The following is a 15,055-nucleotide window of genomic DNA, read 5'->3' as shown; positions in this document are numbered from 1 at the left end:
TTAGCGCTCCGTGGTCTTGCGGATTTCTTTTTCGTCCATCCACTCGGCCAGACCGCTTTCGACGTCGATCAATTGCAAGCTGAATTTGTAGAAGACGTCCTTATAGTCGCTGCTGCGCTTGACGATCGAGCTGATAGAGCCCTCGAGGCGGTATTTGGCGGCGATCATGTTGCCGGTCTTGGCCACGGTGCTCTTCTTGTACAGGCCGCTCTGGTTCTGCAGCTTGAGCTGGTCGACCTGGCTGTCCATGGCATTGTTGTCGCTGGCAAAACGTGCCGCGCCGGTTTTCATCAGTTGGGTCTTGATGCTGGTGGTGATTTCGCGGGTGTCGATGTACTCGCTGGTCTTGTTCTTCACGTCGTAGACCTGAACCACCGGGCGACCGTGCAGGATGCCGGACTGGGCCAGGGAGCGGGTCATGGACTCGGCGATCATCTGCAGGTCGGTTGAGCCGAACTCGTTGGTCACGGTTTCCACGGCCTTGGTGTCGCCGTAGGTAATGTTCTTGTTGCCCAGTACCGGGGAGTTGTTGGCGCAGCCGCTGACCAGCAGGACGGCGAGGGTGATGAATGCAACGCGTGTGGACATGGAAGCGCTCTCTAAAGCTGAAAAAGGGTTAACGCGAGATGTCGGTCATCAGGCTCAAGGCGTATTGATTTCCAACCGGAAGTCCACGGCCTTGGGTGTCGGCGCGATGGCCGGCAGGAAGCTGGTTTGTTCGCCATACAGTGTCAGGCTTTTCCAGGTTTCCTCTTCGGCAATCGGAAAGCCTTCAGGCCCCAGCCAGGCAAAGCGGTAGTACATCGTCTTGTTGTTGTAGCTGGTGTTGCTCAACTGCACATTGACGGTCATGTAGCCGTTTTCCCGGGCCACGCGCATGGCACCGACCACGATATTCTTTGTCTTGCCCATCGCCACGACCTTGCTCGCGGCGCTGCCCGGCGCAGGGGGAGGCGGGGTGGCGCAGCCGGCCAGCAAGGCCAGGGCGCCGACGGCGATCAGTTTTAAACGCATGTGAACAAGACTCCGTTCTTAAGGTTGTTTGAGGCTGGCGACGGCGGTCGGATTGGCATTCGGCGTCACTCGGGCGGCCAGGCCACCGGTAAAGACCTGATTGCCCACTGCCCGCAGAGTCACCACCTGGTAGCGCTGGTCGACGACCACCTTGACCACCGAGCCGCCTACCGCGTTGGGCAGGGTGACCTGGTGCTCACCTTTCTTCAGGCGCAGGCGCACCACCTGGGTGTAATCCGGCAGGGTGCGCCAGGTCCGGGTATCGGCGCCTTCGAGCACGGCCGAGGTGAGGCCCACGGCCAGGCCGGCCAACGGATTGGTATCGTTGATTTGCTTTTGCGCCACGCCACGGGTGACGGCTCGCACGGTGGTGCGCAGGATGATGCCGGGCATGTCGTCGCGAAGGGCGCGGCGGGACATGGCAGTGATGCTGTTGAGCTGAGTCAGATCCATCTGGCGGCCATCGACGCCGATCTGGGCGAAGGTGGCGGTGGAGGTGTCGGGCTTGATCACCGGGAACGACAGCGGCGTGATCACGAGGTGGCCGCTGATAGGCAAGGGCAGGGGGATGCGGATCGAGTCACGGGATGGCGCCAGGCCGCTTTGCACCACGATCAGGATGTCGCTGTCATCGTCCTTGGCGGCAGGCTTGTCCAGGTTGAGCAGTGCCTGTTCCAACAAGGGGGTGTTGGGACGCAGCTCGGCAGCCTTGCGATAACCCGGTGCGGCCAGGTCTTTTTCCCCCAGGGCTTCGTAGACGAAACCGGCCAGATAGTGGCTGAACGCGCTCTGGTAGCTGTTTTTCAGACCCACCACTTCCGGAGCGTCGAGGCTGGCCACCGGGTAACCCTGGAGGTCTTTGTACTCGGTCTTGACCCCTTGCTGCTCAGCCTCTTCCTCGCGCTTGAGGTATTCCTTGTCCCGCAGATCGGCAATCACCGCTTCGCGCTCGTGGGTCTTCTTGATCTGGGTCCGGGCACCGTCGAAGTCATTTACGGCCAGCAGATTCAGGGCCATCTGCGTGGTCAGCATGACCTTTTCGTAATCGTAGCCCTCGTAGCGCCGGACCTTATCGTTGACCAGGAAACTGCCGAACTGCGCCACGTACTTGGCGGTATCGAGCTTGACCGCATCTTCCCACTGGCCGACTTGCCGGTCGGCGCTGGTCCAGGCCGCCTGGCTGCCGGACAGATCGCCTTTGGCCCGTAGCAGCTCACCTTTTTCAAAGTAATACAGCAGATCCCGGTCTTGACTGGTGTTGTTCTTGTCCAGCAGGGTCAATGCAGCGTCGACGTTGCCGGACGCCAGCTGTTGATTGGTCTGGGTCAGTTCACTGTCGTAGTTGCGAAAAACCGAGCAGCCGGACAGCAAGGTGATCGCACCGAGGGCGATCGAAAAAACGGCACGGGAGGCCATGAACATTTCTTCCCTGAGTAACAGCCAGGTGAGCGGGTCGGGCTGGGTCGATCCACGGACGGCGTCGGGACGCTATCGGTTCCTCATAACCGGAGGAGCTTTTATGCCAAGTTCTTATAAGAAGGCGGCGCGATTATAGACATGGCCGTTCGCTATGTAATGGCTTTTTAATCTCGAAGCGCTGTTTTTGTGACATCACTTCCAAAGCATGAAAATCCGATGAAAATGCGCGACCACAGCACATTCGCTCTTGAGCCAAAGTCCGTGTAAGTGAACAATGTGTTACTTCTTATTTCCAATTGAGAGTCATTCATGATTGCCTCGCTTCGTTTTCTGGCCTGGCTTGCACTGCCGCTGCTTGCCCTGTGCAGCAATCCATTGCTGGCCAACACCGTTGAAGGCGCTCCCCAGGCGCTGCACTTGCTGGATTACATCGGGGCGGATTACCCGGAGACCGTCGAAGCGGGCAAGGTCATCGACGAGTCCGAGTATCGCGAGCAGTTGGAATTCACCCAGGTGCTGGAAGGGCTGATCGTTGCGCTGCCGGCCAAGCCGGAAAAGGCTGAGCTCACACAGGGCATCGCTGCCTTGCGCCAAGCGATCACCCAGCATCAGGACGGCGGTGATGTCGCCCGCCTGGCGCGCCAATTGGGGGCGAAGCTGGCGGTGGCCTATGAAGTCAGCCAGGCGCCGGTCATTACTCCGGACCCGACCCGCGGTGCGCCGCTGTATGCCCAGAACTGTTCGGTGTGCCACGGTGACAGCGGCGCCGGCGACGGCCCTGCCGGTGTCGGTCTGGTGCCGGCGCCTTCCAATCTGCGCGACGGTCAACGTCTCGATCACCTGAGCCTCTACGCGATCTACAACACCCTCGGCATGGGCATCGAAGGGACCGACATGCCGGCCTTCGCCGATCAGCTCGATGAGCGTCAGCGGTGGGACCTGGCCACCTACATCGCCGGTTTCAGTGTCGACCCGGCAGCGGCCAAAAGCGAACAGACCTTCAACCTTGCCGATCTGGCCCGCCAGACCCCGGCTGAAGTGCTGGCGGCCCAGGGCCCCGCTACGGCCGCAACGTTCCGCGCCCAGCGTGCCCAGCCGCCGCAGGTACAGCGTGGCCCGGCGCAGTTGCTCGACTACACCGCCGCCACCCTGGACAAGAGCATCGCGGCCTATCGTGCCGGTGATCACGACCAGGCCTATGACTTGTCGGTAGCGGCTTACCTGGAAGGCTTCGAGCTGGTGGAAAGCTCGTTGGATAACGTCGATGCCGTTGTGCGCAAGGACACTGAAAAGGCCCTGATGGCTTACCGTCAGTCCCTGCAGGACGGCTTGCCGGTGGAGCAGGCCGAACAGCGTCTGAATGCGGCCAAGGCCAAGCTGAAGGCGTCGGCGGGGCTGCTGGGCGGGGATGGTCTGAGCTGGTCGCTGAGTTACATCTCGGGGTTACTGATCCTGTTGCGCGAAGGACTGGAAGCGATCCTGGTGCTGGCGGCGATCCTGGCCTTCCTGCGCAACACCGGCCAGGAGTCGGCGGTTCGCAGCGTCAACGCGGGTTGGGGCCTGGCGCTGCTGGCCGGTCTGGCGACCTGGGGTCTGGCTGCCTATGTGATCGACGTGAGCGGTTCCCAGCGTGAATTGCTTGAAGGTGCGACAGCGTTGTTCGCCAGTGTGATGGTGTTGTGGTTGGGGGTGTGGATGCACGACCGCCGTCACGCGGCGGCCTGGCAGGATTACATCAAGAGCAGCCTGGTCGGTGGTGGTGGCCGTTTCGGCTTCGCCGTCCTGGCGTTCTTCTCGGTCTATCGCGAACTGTTCGAAGTGATCCTGTTCTACGAAACCCTGTGGCTGCAAGCCGGTCCCGCCGGGCATAACGCCGTGCTGGCCGGTGGCGCTACAGCGCTGGTGCTGCTGGTAGGACTGGCCTGGGTGATTCTGCGCGGTTCGGCACGACTGCCATTGGCGCTGTTCTTCAGCATCAACGCCGCGTTGTTGTGCGCGCTGTCGGTGGTCTTCGCCGGACATGGCGTGAAGGCCCTGCAGGAAGCCGGGATCTTTGGCACCCGTCCGGTGGCGTTCTTCGATTTCGATTGGCTGGGTATTCACGCCGATGCTTATTCGCTGACTGCTCAAGTGATCGCGATCCTGGCGATTGTCGTGCTGTATGGTCGCAGTTGGGTGGCGGAGAAGCGCAGGGTGCAGGTGTCCTGATGCGTGTCTGGATCGACGCCGACGCCTGTCCCAAGGCAGCGAAGGAGCTGGTGGTCAAGTTCGCCTTGAAGCGCCAGTTCGAGGTGGTGCTGGTAGCCGGGCAACCGCAGATCAAGCCAAGCCTGGCCTGCGTCAAGTTGATCGTGGTCCCCAGCGGCCCTGACGCGGCGGACGACTATCTGGTGGAGCACGCGGGCCCGGGTGAGCTGGTGATCTGCAGCGACGTCCCCCTGGCCGACCGGTTGGTGAAGAAGGGGGTCGCCGCCCTGGACCCGCGCGGCAAGGAGTTCAACGCGCAGAACATGGGGGACCGGCTGGCGGTGCGCAACCTGTTCACCGATTTGCGTGAGCAGGGCCAGATGGGTGGCGGTCCTGCGGCCTATAGCGAGCGGGACAAGCAAGGGTTCGCCAATGCGTTGGATCGGATCCTCACGCGCTTGAGCCGGATGTCTGGAGCCTGACACTGTTCATTTGTGGGAGCGAGCCTGCTCGCGATGGCGGTGTGTCAGCTAACCAAAGTATCAACTGAACCGACGCTATCGCGAGCAGGCTCGCTCCCACATTGGCTGGGTGTTGCTCAGGCATCGTTTTCGTGGGTCAGCTCGAGTATCCGATCCACCAGTTTGTTGATCCCCGAGGCCGCTTCGCTGATGTTCTGCGCCAGCATGTAGGCCGGGGTGCTGACCAACCTGCGCGCGCGGTCTTCAACGATGTCGGTGACGGCGCAATCTTCGTGAGTGCCGCCCATTTTGGTCACGGCGGCAGCGGTATCGACATCCGTGCCGATGGTGCAGGTCACGCCAGGGCCATAGATTTTCGCCGCCAGGGCCGGGGAAATACAGATCAGGCCCACCGGCTTGCCGGCCTCGGCGAAGGCTTCGGTCAGCGCCAGGAGTTCGGGTTGGACGGTGCAATCCGCGCCTTCGACGGCGAAGTTGGAGAGGTTCTTCGCCGAACCGAAACCGCCAGGTACGATCAGGGCGTCGAAATCCTCGACCCTGGCGTCGCGCAAGTCCTTCACGTTACCGCGGGCGATCCGCGCCGACTCCACCAGCACGTTGCGGCTTTCGGGCATTTCTTCACCGGTCAGGTGATTGATCACATGCAGTTGGGCAATGTTGGGGGCGAAGCACTGGACCTGCGCGCCGCGTTGGTCCAGGCGCAGCAGGGTGATCACGCTTTCGTGGATCTCGGCGCCGTCGTACACGCCACAGCCGGAAAGGATCACTGCAACTTTTTTGCTCATGGGTTTTTCTCCAGATTCATGGCGTTAAATGTCCACTAATTTGTCACTCGTTGCCATAGGGTTATCCGGCGGCTAAACCTAATCTGCCGACTATCTCCTGCCCGGATCGCAGCATGAATTTCATTTTGTATGCCGTGCCGTTCTTCTTCGTGCTGATCGCTGTCGAGCTGCTGGCCGATCGCCGGCGCGGTGAGAGTCATTACCGCCTGGCCGATGCGATCAACAGCCTGAGTACTGGTGTGCTGTCGACCACCACGGGCCTGCTGACCAAGGGTGTGGGGCTGGTGAGTTACGCCTTTGCCTTGGAACACCTTGCTCTTGTCCGGTTGCCTGCCGACCAGGCCTGGGTCTGGGCGTTTGCCTTCGTGTTCTATGACTTCTGCTACTACTGGCTGCATCGCATGGGCCATGAGCGCAACATCCTCTGGGCGGCTCATTCGGTGCATCACCAGAGCGAGGACTACAACCTCTCCACGGCGCTGCGCCAGACCAGTACCGGGTTCCTGTTGAGTTGGGTGTTCTACCTGCCGCTGGCGGTGCTGGGCGTGCCGCTGACGGTGTTCGTCAGCGTTGCGGCGCTGAACCTGCTGTACCAGTTCTGGGTACACACCCAGCACATTCCCAAGCTGGGCTGGCTGGAGTGGTGCTTCGTCACGCCGTCCAATCATCGTGCTCACCATGCGCAGAACCCTCTCTACATGGATCGCAACTATGGCGGGGTGTTCATTATTTGGGACCGTCTGTTCGGCACCTTCCAGGAGGAAGACGACCGCGAGCCGGTGATTTTTGGCGTCACCACGCCGCTGGCGAGTTGGAATCCGTTGTGGGCCAACGTGCAGTTCTATGTGCAGTTGTGGACGGATGCCCGACGGGCCGGACACTGGTGGGACAAGGTGCGGATCTGGTTCATGCCCACGGGGTGGCGACCGGCAGACGTGGCGGTGAGATACCCACTGAACAAACCGGACCTGAGCCGTTTCCGCAAATTCGAAGTGCCGCTGGACGGACGCCAGCAGGGCTACGTGGCGCTGCAGTTCTGCTTCTACATCGCGTTGGGCAGTTATTTGATGAACCTGGAGAACAGCCTGCCCATCGCCGCCTTGTTGCTGGGATGGGGCGCGGTGGCGTTCGGTCTGTTCGTATTGGGCGTGGCCCTGGAGAATCGCCCGTGGGCGCTGAGGCTGGAGCTGTTGCGGCTGGCCTCGAACCTGCCGCTGGTATGGCTGGCGCCGCTGGCCGGATTGTGGCCGGACGGCCCCGTGGCCTGGGTCGGCTTGCTCAGCTACAGCCTGCTCAGCCTCATGGGACTCTATTACTGTCGCAACCGGTTTGCTCGGTTGGTGTCGTAGGTTTGCCAGCGGTGGCGCGCTCAAGCCGTTCGGCTTCGAGGACTTTTTTCGCCAGTCGCGCATTCTTGATGCGTCGACGCAACCACAGGCACAAGCCCAGCAACAGCAACGCGCCGAGTACCCACAATTCATATTTCTTGATACTGCCCAGCATGCCTTCGAGCACGGCGCCGAAGTGATAGGCGGCGGCGGCCAGTGCGGTCGCCCAGATCGCCGCGCCAATGCCGTTGAGCAGCAGGTAACGCCCCGGCGGATAGCCTGACAGGCCGATCGCCACCGGCATCACCGTACGCAAGCCATAGACGAAGCGAAAGCTCAGGACCCAGATGTCCGGATGCTTGCGGATGTGCTCCAGCGCGCGATCGCCCATCAGTTGCCAGCGAGGCTTGCGCGCCAGCAGCTTGCGCCCGTGCTTGCGTCCCAGGAAATACCACAGCTGATCACCTGCGTAGCTGCCGCAGAATGCCACGACCACTACGAGATTGATGTCCATGTAGCCACGGAACGCCAGGAAACCTGCGAGCACGAGGATGGTTTCGCCTTCGAAGAACGTGCCGATAAAAAGGGCCAGATAGCCGAAGTCATGTAGAAATTGCTGGAGCATTGTCTGGGTGCTGGCGAAATGAACGCGCAGCCTAACCCTTCGGGCACATTCAGGAAAGTGTCGAAATGTGTCTCGACGTGAACATTTCCTACAACCACAATAACTGCGACGACAGGTCACAGGTGCACATAACTGTCATATGTTGGTCATAATGGCCGCTTATAACTGTCACGCTCGCCCGTTAGTGGGCTCAGGAGTCTGCCGTGAGCTTTACCCCCGCCAATCGTCTGTTCCCTGCTACCCGTCTGCGTCGCAATCGCCGTGATGAGTTCTCTCGTCGGCTAGTGCGTGAGAACGTGTTGACCACCGACGACCTGATCCTGCCGGTGTTCGTGCTCGACGGTGAGAACCGGCGCGAAGCGGTGGCATCGATGCCCGGGGTGGAACGCCTGACCATCGACCTGCTGCTCGAAGAAGCCGCCCAATGGGTGGAACTGGGCATTCCGGCGCTGGCGCTGTTCCCGGTGACGCCGCCGGGGCTCAAGTCCCTGGACGCTGCCGAAGCCTGGAACCCGGATGGCATTGCCCAGCGCGCGACCCGCGCCCTGCGGGCACGCTTCCCGGATTTGGGGGTGATCACCGACGTGGCGCTGGATCCGTTCACCACCCACGGGCAGGATGGCATCCTCGACGAAGACGGCTATGTGCAGAACGACATCACCGTCGACGCCTTGGTCAAGCAAGCGCTGTCCCATGCCGAGGCCGGTGCCCAGGTAGTGGCGCCGTCGGACATGATGGACGGTCGTATCCAGGCGATCCGCGAAGCCCTCGAGGTGGCCGGACACGTCAACGTACGGATCATGGCCTACTCGGCAAAATACGCCAGTGCCTATTACGGCCCGTTCCGCGATGCGGTCGGCTCGGCCCTGAACCTGGGCAAGGCCAACAAGGCCTCTTATCAGATGGACCCGGCCAACAGTCAGGAAGCCTTGCACGAAGTGGCGGCCGACTTGTCAGAAGGGGCAGATATGGTCATGGTCAAGCCGGGCATGCCTTATCTCGACATCCTTTGCCGGGTCAAAGACGAATTCAAAGTGCCGACCTTTGTTTATCAGGTCAGCGGCGAGTACGCCATGCACATGGCGGCGATCCAGAACGGCTGGTTGAGCGAAGGGGTCATTCTCGAGTCCCTCACCGCTTTCAAGCGCGCGGGCGCTGATGGGATCCTGACTTACTTTGCCGTGCGCGCCGCCCAATTGTTACGAGAGCAGAAATAGCCTCCCAGGAACTTGCGATGAATACCGAAGGACTCTCTGAAGTTGCCGTAAAAGACGCTCAACCCGTGGTCGAGCAAATCGCTGAAACACCACCGGAGCTGGAGCCCGCTCCCCCGGTGGCTGCCGCCGAGCCCGCCCCGGCCCCGGCGATTGCGATTCCCAACCTGGATGACAGCAGCCTGTACATCCATCGCGAGCTTTCGCAACTGCAGTTCAACATCCGCGTGCTGGAGCAGGCGCTGGATGAGTCCTACCCTTTGTTGGAGCGGTTGAAGTTCCTGCTGATCTTCTCCAGCAACCTGGATGAGTTCTTCGAAATTCGCGTCGCCGGCCTGAAGAAACAGATCACCTTCGCCCGTGAACAAGCCGGTGCCGATGGCCTGCAACCCCACCAGGCCCTGGCGCGCATCAGCGAGCTGGTCCACGGTCACGTCGACCGCCAATACGCGATCCTCAACGACATCCTGTTGCCGGAACTGGAAAAGCATCAGGTCCGCTTCATCCGTCGCCGCTACTGGACCACCAAACTCAAGACCTGGGTGCGCCGCTATTTCCGCGACGAGATCGCGCCGATCATCACGCCGATCGGCCTCGACCCGACGCACCCGTTCCCGCTGCTGGTCAACAAGAGCCTGAACTTCATCGTCGAGCTGGAAGGCATCGACGCCTTCGGCCGCGATTCCGGTCTGGCGATCATCCCCGCGCCACGCCTGTTGCCGCGCATCATCCGTGTGCCGGAAGACGTTGGCGGCCCTGGCGACAACTATGTGTTCCTGTCGTCGATGATCCACGCTCACGCCGATGACCTGTTCCAGGGCATGAAGGTGAAGGGGTGCTACCAGTTCCGCCTGACGCGTAACGCCGATTTGTCGGTGGACACCGAGGACGTTGAAGACCTGGCCCGCGCCCTTCGCGGCGAGCTGTTCTCCCGTCGCTACGGCGACGCGGTGCGCCTGGAAGTGGCCGACACTTGCCCGAAACACCTGTCCGATTACCTGCTCAAGCAGTTCAACCTGCATGAGACCGAGCTGTATCAGGTCAATGGTCCGGTCAACCTGACCCGGCTCTTCAGCATTACCGGCCTGGACAGTCATCCGGAGCTGCAATATTCGCCGTTCACGCCGCAGATCCCGAAGCTGCTCCAGAACAGCGAGAACATTTTCAACGTAATCAGCAAGCAGGACATCCTGTTGCTGCACCCGTTCGAGTCGTTCACGCCGGTGGTCGACCTGCTGCGCCAGGCCGCCAAGGACCCTCACGTCCTGGCGGTGCGCCAGACCCTGTACCGCAGCGGCGCCAACTCGGAAATCGTCGACGCCCTGGTGGATGCGGCGCGAAACGGCAAGGAAGTCACGGCGGTGATCGAGTTGCGCGCGCGTTTCGATGAGGAGTCCAACCTGCAACTGGCAAGCCGTCTGCAAGCGGCCGGTGCGGTGGTGATCTATGGTGTGGTCGGCTTCAAGACCCACGCCAAGATGATGCTCATCCTGCGGCGTGAGGCCGGCGAGATCGTACGTTATGCTCATCTGGGCACGGGCAACTACCACGCTGCCAACGCCCGCCTGTATACCGACTACAGCCTCCTGACTTCCGACGATGCCTTGTGCGAAGACGTCGGCAAGCTGTTCAGCCAGTTGATCGGCATGGGCAAGACGCTGCGTATGAAGAAACTGCTGCATGCACCGTTCACCCTGAAAAAAGGCATGCTCGACATGATCGCCCGGGAGACCCAGTTCGCCCTGGATGGCAAGCCGGCGCACATCATTGCCAAATTCAACTCGCTGACCGATCCGAAGATCATCCGCGCGCTGTACAAGGCCAGCCAATCAGGCGTGCGCATCGACCTGGTGGTCCGGGGCATGTGCTGCCTGCGGCCGGGTATCCCAGGGGTTTCCCATAACATCCACGTGCGCTCGATCATCGGACGCTTCCTGGAGCACACGCGGGTGTTCTACTTCCTCAACGGTGGCGAAGAGCAGATGTTCCTGTCCAGCGCGGACTGGATGGAGCGCAACCTCGACAAGCGCGTCGAGACCTGCTTCCCGGTGGAGGGCAAGAAGCTGATCCTGCGGGTGAAGAAGGAGTTGGAAAGCTATCTGACCGACAACACTCACAGCTGGAGCTTGCAGTCGGACGGCCGTTACATCCGCAACACGCCGACCGGCAACCAGAACCCGCGCAGCGCCCAGGCGACGTTGCTGGATCGCCTGAGCAGTCCGGTGTTGGCGGTCAATTAAGGAACGGCGAGCTCAGCTTTTTGTGGCGAGGGGATAAATCCCCTCACCACAAAAGATCTCTGTTGCTGTCCGATCAGTGGATGTTCAGCACAATCCCGACCCGGGTCAGCCATTCCGCTTCCTGGGCAAAGTCGGCCTGGGTCAGTTGGTTTTCTTCCAGCCAGCCGTCGGGAAATATCACGTCAAGTTGATCGCCGTCGGCGTGCAAGGCCACCTGGGGCATTTGCTGGGTGCCGCGGATGTGGTGGAACAGGATCGCGAACCGTAGCAGCACGCACAGGCGAATCAGCTTGATGCCTTCGTCGCCGAATTCGGCAAACTTATCCTTGGGGATGTTGCGTCGGTGGCCGCGCACCAACAGCGCGAGCATCTGCTGGTCTTCCCGGGAGAAGCCCGCCAGGTCCGAATGCTCGATCAGGTAGGCGCCGTGCTTGTGGTAGTGATAGTGGGCGATGTCCAGGCCCACTTCATGGACCTTGGCGGCCCAGCCGAGCAATTCGCGCCAGACCCCGTCGTTGAGGTCCCAGTCGTCGGCCACCTGGTCGAAGGCATGCAGCGCCTTGCGCTCGACCCGCACGGCCTGTTCCTGATCGACGTGATAGCGCTCCATGAGCGAGCCCAGGGTGCGTTCGCGAACGTCTTCGTGATGATGGCGTCCCAGCAGGTCGTACAGCACACCTTCGCGCAGGGCGCCTTCGCAGTGATCCATGCGTTGCAGCTCGAGGGCGTCGAAAATGGCTTCGAGAATCGCCAGGCCCGCCGGGAAAATCGCCCGACGGTCAGGTTTGATGCCTTCGAAATCGATCTTGTCCGATTCGCCGAGTTTGAACACCTTGCGCTTGAGCCAGGCCAGACCCTCGGCGTTGACCTCGCCACTGCCATAGCCGCCGGCCTTGAGGGCCAGGCCGATGGCGCGAATGGTGCCTGAGGAGCCGATGGCTTCATCCCAGGTCAGGCGGTGCAAGGCATGCTCGATGCTCATGATTTCCAGCCGCGCCGCGGTATAGGCCTGGGCGTAACGGGCCGGCGTGATCTTGCCGTCGCGGAAATAGCGCTGGGTGTAGCTGACGCAGCCCATCTGCAGGCTTTCGCGCAACAGCGGCTCGAAGCGCTGGCCGATGATGAATTCGGTACTGCCGCCGCCGATGTCCGCCACCAGCCGCTTGCCGGGTGTATCGGCCAGGGTGTGGGAGACGCCGAGATAGATCAGGCGGGCCTCTTCCCGGCCGGAGATGACTTCCACCGGATGGCCGAGGATCTCTTCGGCGCGGCGGATGAACTCGCCACGGTTGCGCGCCTCGCGCAGGGCGTTGGTGCCGACAATCCGTACGGCGCCCAGAGGCATGCCGTTGATCAGTTGGGCGAATCGCTTGAGGCAATCGAGCCCGCGTTGGATGGACTCTTCGCTCAGTTTGCGCTCTTCATCGATGCCGGCGGCCAGCTGGACCTTTTCACCGAGTCGCTCAAGAATGCGGATTTCCCCGTTCTGGGCCTTGGCGACAACCATGTGGAAGCTGTTGGAGCCCAGGTCAATGGCAGCGATCAGGGACAGATTCTTGGCTTGGGATGGCGGCATGTCGGAAAGTCTCGGTCGATAACCCTGCCATCCTGCCACGATCAACCGCTTACGCCAACGCGCCTGAACCAAACCCTTGAGCCCGCGCGGGTCCTCGTGGCGAGGAAGCGCCCTTGGCAGCGTGGATCAGGCAGGCTCGACCATTCCGATAAAATTCGCCAGTTCGGCCGTCTTCGGAGCGGCGAACAACACCTTGGGATCCCCCACCTCATGCACCTTGCCCTGGTGCATGAACACCAGTTTGTCCCCCACCTCGCGGGCGAAACGCATTTCGTGGGTGACCATGATCAGCGTCATGCCTTCCTTGGCCAGTTGCCGCACCACGCCGAGCACTTCATTGACCAGCTCCGGGTCCAGGGCCGAGGTGATCTCGTCGCAGAGCAATACCTTGGGAGACATCGCCAGGGCCCGGGCAATCGCCACACGTTGCTGCTGACCGCCGGACAGACGGTCCGGGAAGGCGTCGAATTTTTCACCGAGCCCGACCCGCTCCAGCATCTGTCGCGCCAGTTCGATCGCTTTAGCCTTGGATACTTTTTGTACAACCTGAGGCGCGAGCATCACGTTTTCGCCAACGGTCAGGTGTGGGAAGAGGTTGAACTGCTGGAACACCATCCCGACTTTCTGCCGCAGGCTGCGCAGATCGGCGCGAGCGGCATCGAGGTACTCGCCGTCCACTTCGATCACGCCATCGTTGATCGACTCCAGGCCATTGAGCGTGCGCAGCAAGGTGGACTTGCCCGAGCCGCTGCGGCCGATGATCGCGACCACCTGGCCTTCTTCGACGGTGAGGTCGATGCCTTTGAGCACGTGATGATCGCCGTAGTATTTATGCAGGGCGGAAATTCTAAGCAGAGGCATGCAGTCTCCTTTCCAGGTAGCGCGCACTGAGGGACAGGGGGTAGCAGAGGAGGAAGTAGCCCAGGGCAACCAGGCCATAGACCATGAAGGGTTCGAACGTGGCGTTGGCAAGCATGCCGCCGGTCTTGGTCAGCTCGGTAAAGCCGATGATCGACGTGACGGCGGTGCCTTTGACCACTTGCACCGAGAAGCCCACGGTGGGTGCCACGGCGATGCGCAGGGCTTGGGGCAGGATTACGTAGCGCAACTGCTCCAGCCGGTTCAGCGCCAGGCTCGAGGATGCCTCCCATTGGCCATTGGGGATCGCTTCGACGCAACCGCGCCAGATCTCCGCCAGATAGGCGCTGGTAAACAGCGTCAGGGCGATGGCTGCGGCCATCCACGGCGAAATCTCCACCCCGGCCAGGGCCACCCCAAAGAACACCAGGAAAAGCTGCATCAACAGCGGCGTGCCCTGGAACAGCTCGATGTAGGTACGGGCGACATGGCGGGGCAGGGGGCCTTTGGCGATGCGCATCACCATGACCAGCAAGCCGATCACGCCGCCACCGATAAACGCCACCAGCGACAGTGCCAGGGTCCATTGCAGGCCCGTGAGCAGGTTGCGCACCACGTCCCAGAAAGTGAAGTCACTCATCGGTCGCTCCTGGCGCTGCTCTTGTACAGGCAGCGACGACCCACCCAGTTCAGTAACTGGCGGATCAACAGCGCCATGCACAGATAGATCAGCGTGGTCAGTGCATAGGTTTCAAAGGCGCGGAAGTTGCGCGACTGGATGAAGTTCGCGGCAAAGCTCAATTCTTCGGTGGCAATCTGCGAGCAGACCGCCGAGCCGAGCATCACGATGATGATCTGGCTGCTCAGGGCCGGCCAGACCTTGCCCAGCGCCGGCAGCAGCACCACGTGGCGAAAGGCCTCGAAGCGACTCATCGCCAGGGCTGCGGCGGCTTCCAGCTGCCCGTGGGGGACAGCCTGGATGCCGGCACGAATGATTTCGGTGGAGTAGGCGCCGAGGTTGATCACCATGGCCAGTACCGCCGCCTGCCATTCGGAAATCTGCACGCCCAGGGACGGCAGGCCGAAGAAGATGAAAAACAGCTGCACCAGGAACGGCGTATTGCGGATCAGCTCCACATACACCCCGAATATCGCCGCGAACGGGCGGATCTTCCAGGCCCGCACCACGGCACCGACGATGCCCAGGCCAACCCCGAGCACCGCGCCGATGGCCGTCAGTTCCAGGGTGAACAGTGCACCGCGCAACAGTAGCTCGGTGTTTTGCATCACCGGCAGAAAATCGAACTGATAAGCCATGCTCAGCCTC

General features: G+C 61.5%; 14 protein-coding genes. 5 read left to right on the top strand and 9 right to left on the bottom strand.

What is annotated here, in order from left to right:
* From lpoB to ACODTO_RS04370, 3 genes are read right to left on the bottom strand one after another with little or no spacing between them, the layout of a single operon-like run.
* Nucleotides 1-588 carry a penicillin-binding protein activator LpoB gene (lpoB, locus tag ACODTO_RS04380; protein ID WP_489106020.1) on the bottom strand — a complete coding sequence of 196 codons (588 nt, stop codon included), beginning with the start codon at nt 586-588 and terminating at the stop codon, nt 1-3.
* A 54-nt stretch (nt 589-642) separates the two neighbouring features.
* Nucleotides 643-1,014 carry a YcfL family putative periplasmic lipoprotein gene (locus tag ACODTO_RS04375; RefSeq protein WP_175362790.1) on the bottom strand — a complete coding sequence of 124 codons (372 nt, stop codon included), beginning with the start codon at nt 1,012-1,014 and terminating at the stop codon, nt 643-645.
* A gap of 18 nt (nt 1,015-1,032) precedes the next feature.
* The gene (locus ACODTO_RS04370) at nt 1,033-2,430 is read right to left on the bottom strand and encodes a COG3014 family protein (protein ID WP_139641055.1); all 1,398 of its coding nucleotides are present in this window, start codon (nt 2,428-2,430) and stop codon (nt 1,033-1,035) included.
* Nucleotides 2,431-2,742: 312 nt separating this feature from the next.
* Here ACODTO_RS04370 and ACODTO_RS04365 point away from each other — a divergent pair, with 312 nt between their 5' ends.
* Together ACODTO_RS04365 and ACODTO_RS04360 are read left to right on the top strand one after the other, a co-directional pair.
* Nucleotides 2,743-4,641 (top strand): FTR1 family protein, encoded by a 1,899-nt coding sequence (locus ACODTO_RS04365; RefSeq protein WP_139641053.1) that lies wholly within the window; start codon nt 2,743-2,745, stop codon nt 4,639-4,641.
* Nucleotides 4,641-5,102, top strand: a complete 462-nt coding sequence (locus ACODTO_RS04360) for a YaiI/YqxD family protein (RefSeq protein ID WP_139641051.1) — start codon at nt 4,641-4,643, stop codon at nt 5,100-5,102. Before ACODTO_RS04365 ends, ACODTO_RS04360 begins: the two co-directional genes overlap by 1 nt.
* Before the next feature lie 116 nt (nt 5,103-5,218).
* Here the strand turns inward: ACODTO_RS04360 and elbB are convergent, their stop codons facing one another.
* Nucleotides 5,219-5,887, bottom strand: coding sequence for an isoprenoid biosynthesis glyoxalase ElbB (gene elbB / locus ACODTO_RS04355; RefSeq protein WP_139641049.1), 669 nt, complete (start codon nt 5,885-5,887; stop codon nt 5,219-5,221).
* A gap of 113 nt (nt 5,888-6,000) precedes the next feature.
* Here elbB and ACODTO_RS04350 point away from each other — a divergent pair, with 113 nt between their 5' ends.
* Nucleotides 6,001-7,236 (top strand): sterol desaturase family protein, encoded by a 1,236-nt coding sequence (locus ACODTO_RS04350; RefSeq protein WP_175362788.1) that lies wholly within the window; start codon nt 6,001-6,003, stop codon nt 7,234-7,236.
* Here the strand turns inward: ACODTO_RS04350 and ACODTO_RS04345 are convergent.
* Nucleotides 7,187-7,840: a DedA family protein gene (locus ACODTO_RS04345; protein WP_139641045.1), complete on the bottom strand. Its 654-nt coding sequence runs from the start codon at nt 7,838-7,840 to the stop codon at nt 7,187-7,189. The genes ACODTO_RS04350 and ACODTO_RS04345 overlap by 50 nt on opposite strands.
* A 203-nt stretch (nt 7,841-8,043) precedes the next feature.
* Between ACODTO_RS04345 and hemB the strand changes: the two genes are divergently transcribed.
* Complete coding sequence (gene hemB / locus ACODTO_RS04340) at nt 8,044-9,057, top strand: porphobilinogen synthase (RefSeq protein WP_139641042.1); 1,014 nt, start codon at nt 8,044-8,046, stop codon at nt 9,055-9,057.
* 17 nt (nt 9,058-9,074) lie between these two features.
* Nucleotides 9,075-11,294, top strand: coding sequence for a polyphosphate kinase 1 (ppk1, locus tag ACODTO_RS04335; RefSeq protein WP_139641040.1), 2,220 nt, complete (start codon nt 9,075-9,077; stop codon nt 11,292-11,294).
* Between the two features lie 73 nt (nt 11,295-11,367).
* On the opposite strand, the gene ppx is transcribed toward ppk1, so the two are convergent.
* The 4 genes from ppx to ACODTO_RS04315 form a co-directional block, all read right to left on the bottom strand.
* Nucleotides 11,368-12,870 (bottom strand): exopolyphosphatase, encoded by a 1,503-nt coding sequence (gene ppx, locus ACODTO_RS04330; RefSeq protein ID WP_139641038.1) that lies wholly within the window; start codon nt 12,868-12,870, stop codon nt 11,368-11,370.
* A gap of 126 nt (nt 12,871-12,996) precedes the next feature.
* Complete coding sequence (locus ACODTO_RS04325) at nt 12,997-13,731, bottom strand: amino acid ABC transporter ATP-binding protein (RefSeq protein WP_139641036.1); 735 nt, start codon at nt 13,729-13,731, stop codon at nt 12,997-12,999.
* Nucleotides 13,718-14,368, bottom strand: a complete 651-nt coding sequence (locus ACODTO_RS04320; protein WP_139641034.1) for an amino acid ABC transporter permease — start codon at nt 14,366-14,368, stop codon at nt 13,718-13,720. The genes ACODTO_RS04325 and ACODTO_RS04320 overlap by 14 nt, the downstream gene beginning before the upstream one ends.
* Entirely contained in the window at nt 14,365-15,045 is a 681-nt protein-coding gene (locus ACODTO_RS04315) for an amino acid ABC transporter permease (protein ID WP_175362784.1), read from the bottom strand. The genes ACODTO_RS04320 and ACODTO_RS04315 overlap by 4 nt, the downstream gene beginning before the upstream one ends.
* Nucleotides 15,046-15,055 lie beyond the last annotated feature (10 nt).

It is taken from the genome of Pseudomonas sp. FG13 (assembly GCF_057809755.1).
This window is presented reverse-complemented; position numbering and strand designations above follow the sequence as displayed.

Bases quoted from the DNA above. Each gene is read 5' to 3' on its own strand.
- ACODTO_RS04365 (WP_139641053.1), top strand. From the start codon at position 2,743: ATGATTGCCTCGCTTCGTTTTCTGGCCTGGCTTGCACTGCCGCTGCTT.
- ACODTO_RS04345 (WP_139641045.1), bottom strand. From the start codon at position 7,840: ATGCTCCAGCAATTTCTACATGACTTCGGCTATCTGGCCCTTTTTATC.
- ACODTO_RS04325 (WP_139641036.1), bottom strand. From the start codon at position 13,731: ATGCCTCTGCTTAGAATTTCCGCCCTGCATAAATACTACGGCGATCAT.
- elbB (WP_139641049.1), bottom strand. From the start codon at position 5,887: ATGAGCAAAAAAGTTGCAGTGATCCTTTCCGGCTGTGGCGTGTACGAC.
- ACODTO_RS04370 (WP_139641055.1), bottom strand. From the start codon at position 2,430: ATGGCCTCCCGTGCCGTTTTTTCGATCGCCCTCGGTGCGATCACCTTG.
- ACODTO_RS04360 (WP_139641051.1), top strand. From the start codon at position 4,641: ATGCGTGTCTGGATCGACGCCGACGCCTGTCCCAAGGCAGCGAAGGAG.
- ACODTO_RS04375 (WP_175362790.1), bottom strand. From the start codon at position 1,014: ATGCGTTTAAAACTGATCGCCGTCGGCGCCCTGGCCTTGCTGGCCGGC.
- ACODTO_RS04350 (WP_175362788.1), top strand. From the start codon at position 6,001: ATGAATTTCATTTTGTATGCCGTGCCGTTCTTCTTCGTGCTGATCGCT.
- ACODTO_RS04320 (WP_139641034.1), bottom strand. From the start codon at position 14,368: ATGAGTGACTTCACTTTCTGGGACGTGGTGCGCAACCTGCTCACGGGC.
- ppx (WP_139641038.1), bottom strand. From the start codon at position 12,870: ATGCCGCCATCCCAAGCCAAGAATCTGTCCCTGATCGCTGCCATTGAC.
- ppk1 (WP_139641040.1), top strand. From the start codon at position 9,075: ATGAATACCGAAGGACTCTCTGAAGTTGCCGTAAAAGACGCTCAACCC.
- ACODTO_RS04315 (WP_175362784.1), bottom strand. From the start codon at position 15,045: ATGGCTTATCAGTTCGATTTTCTGCCGGTGATGCAAAACACCGAGCTA.
- lpoB (WP_489106020.1), bottom strand. From the start codon at position 588: ATGTCCACACGCGTTGCATTCATCACCCTCGCCGTCCTGCTGGTCAGC.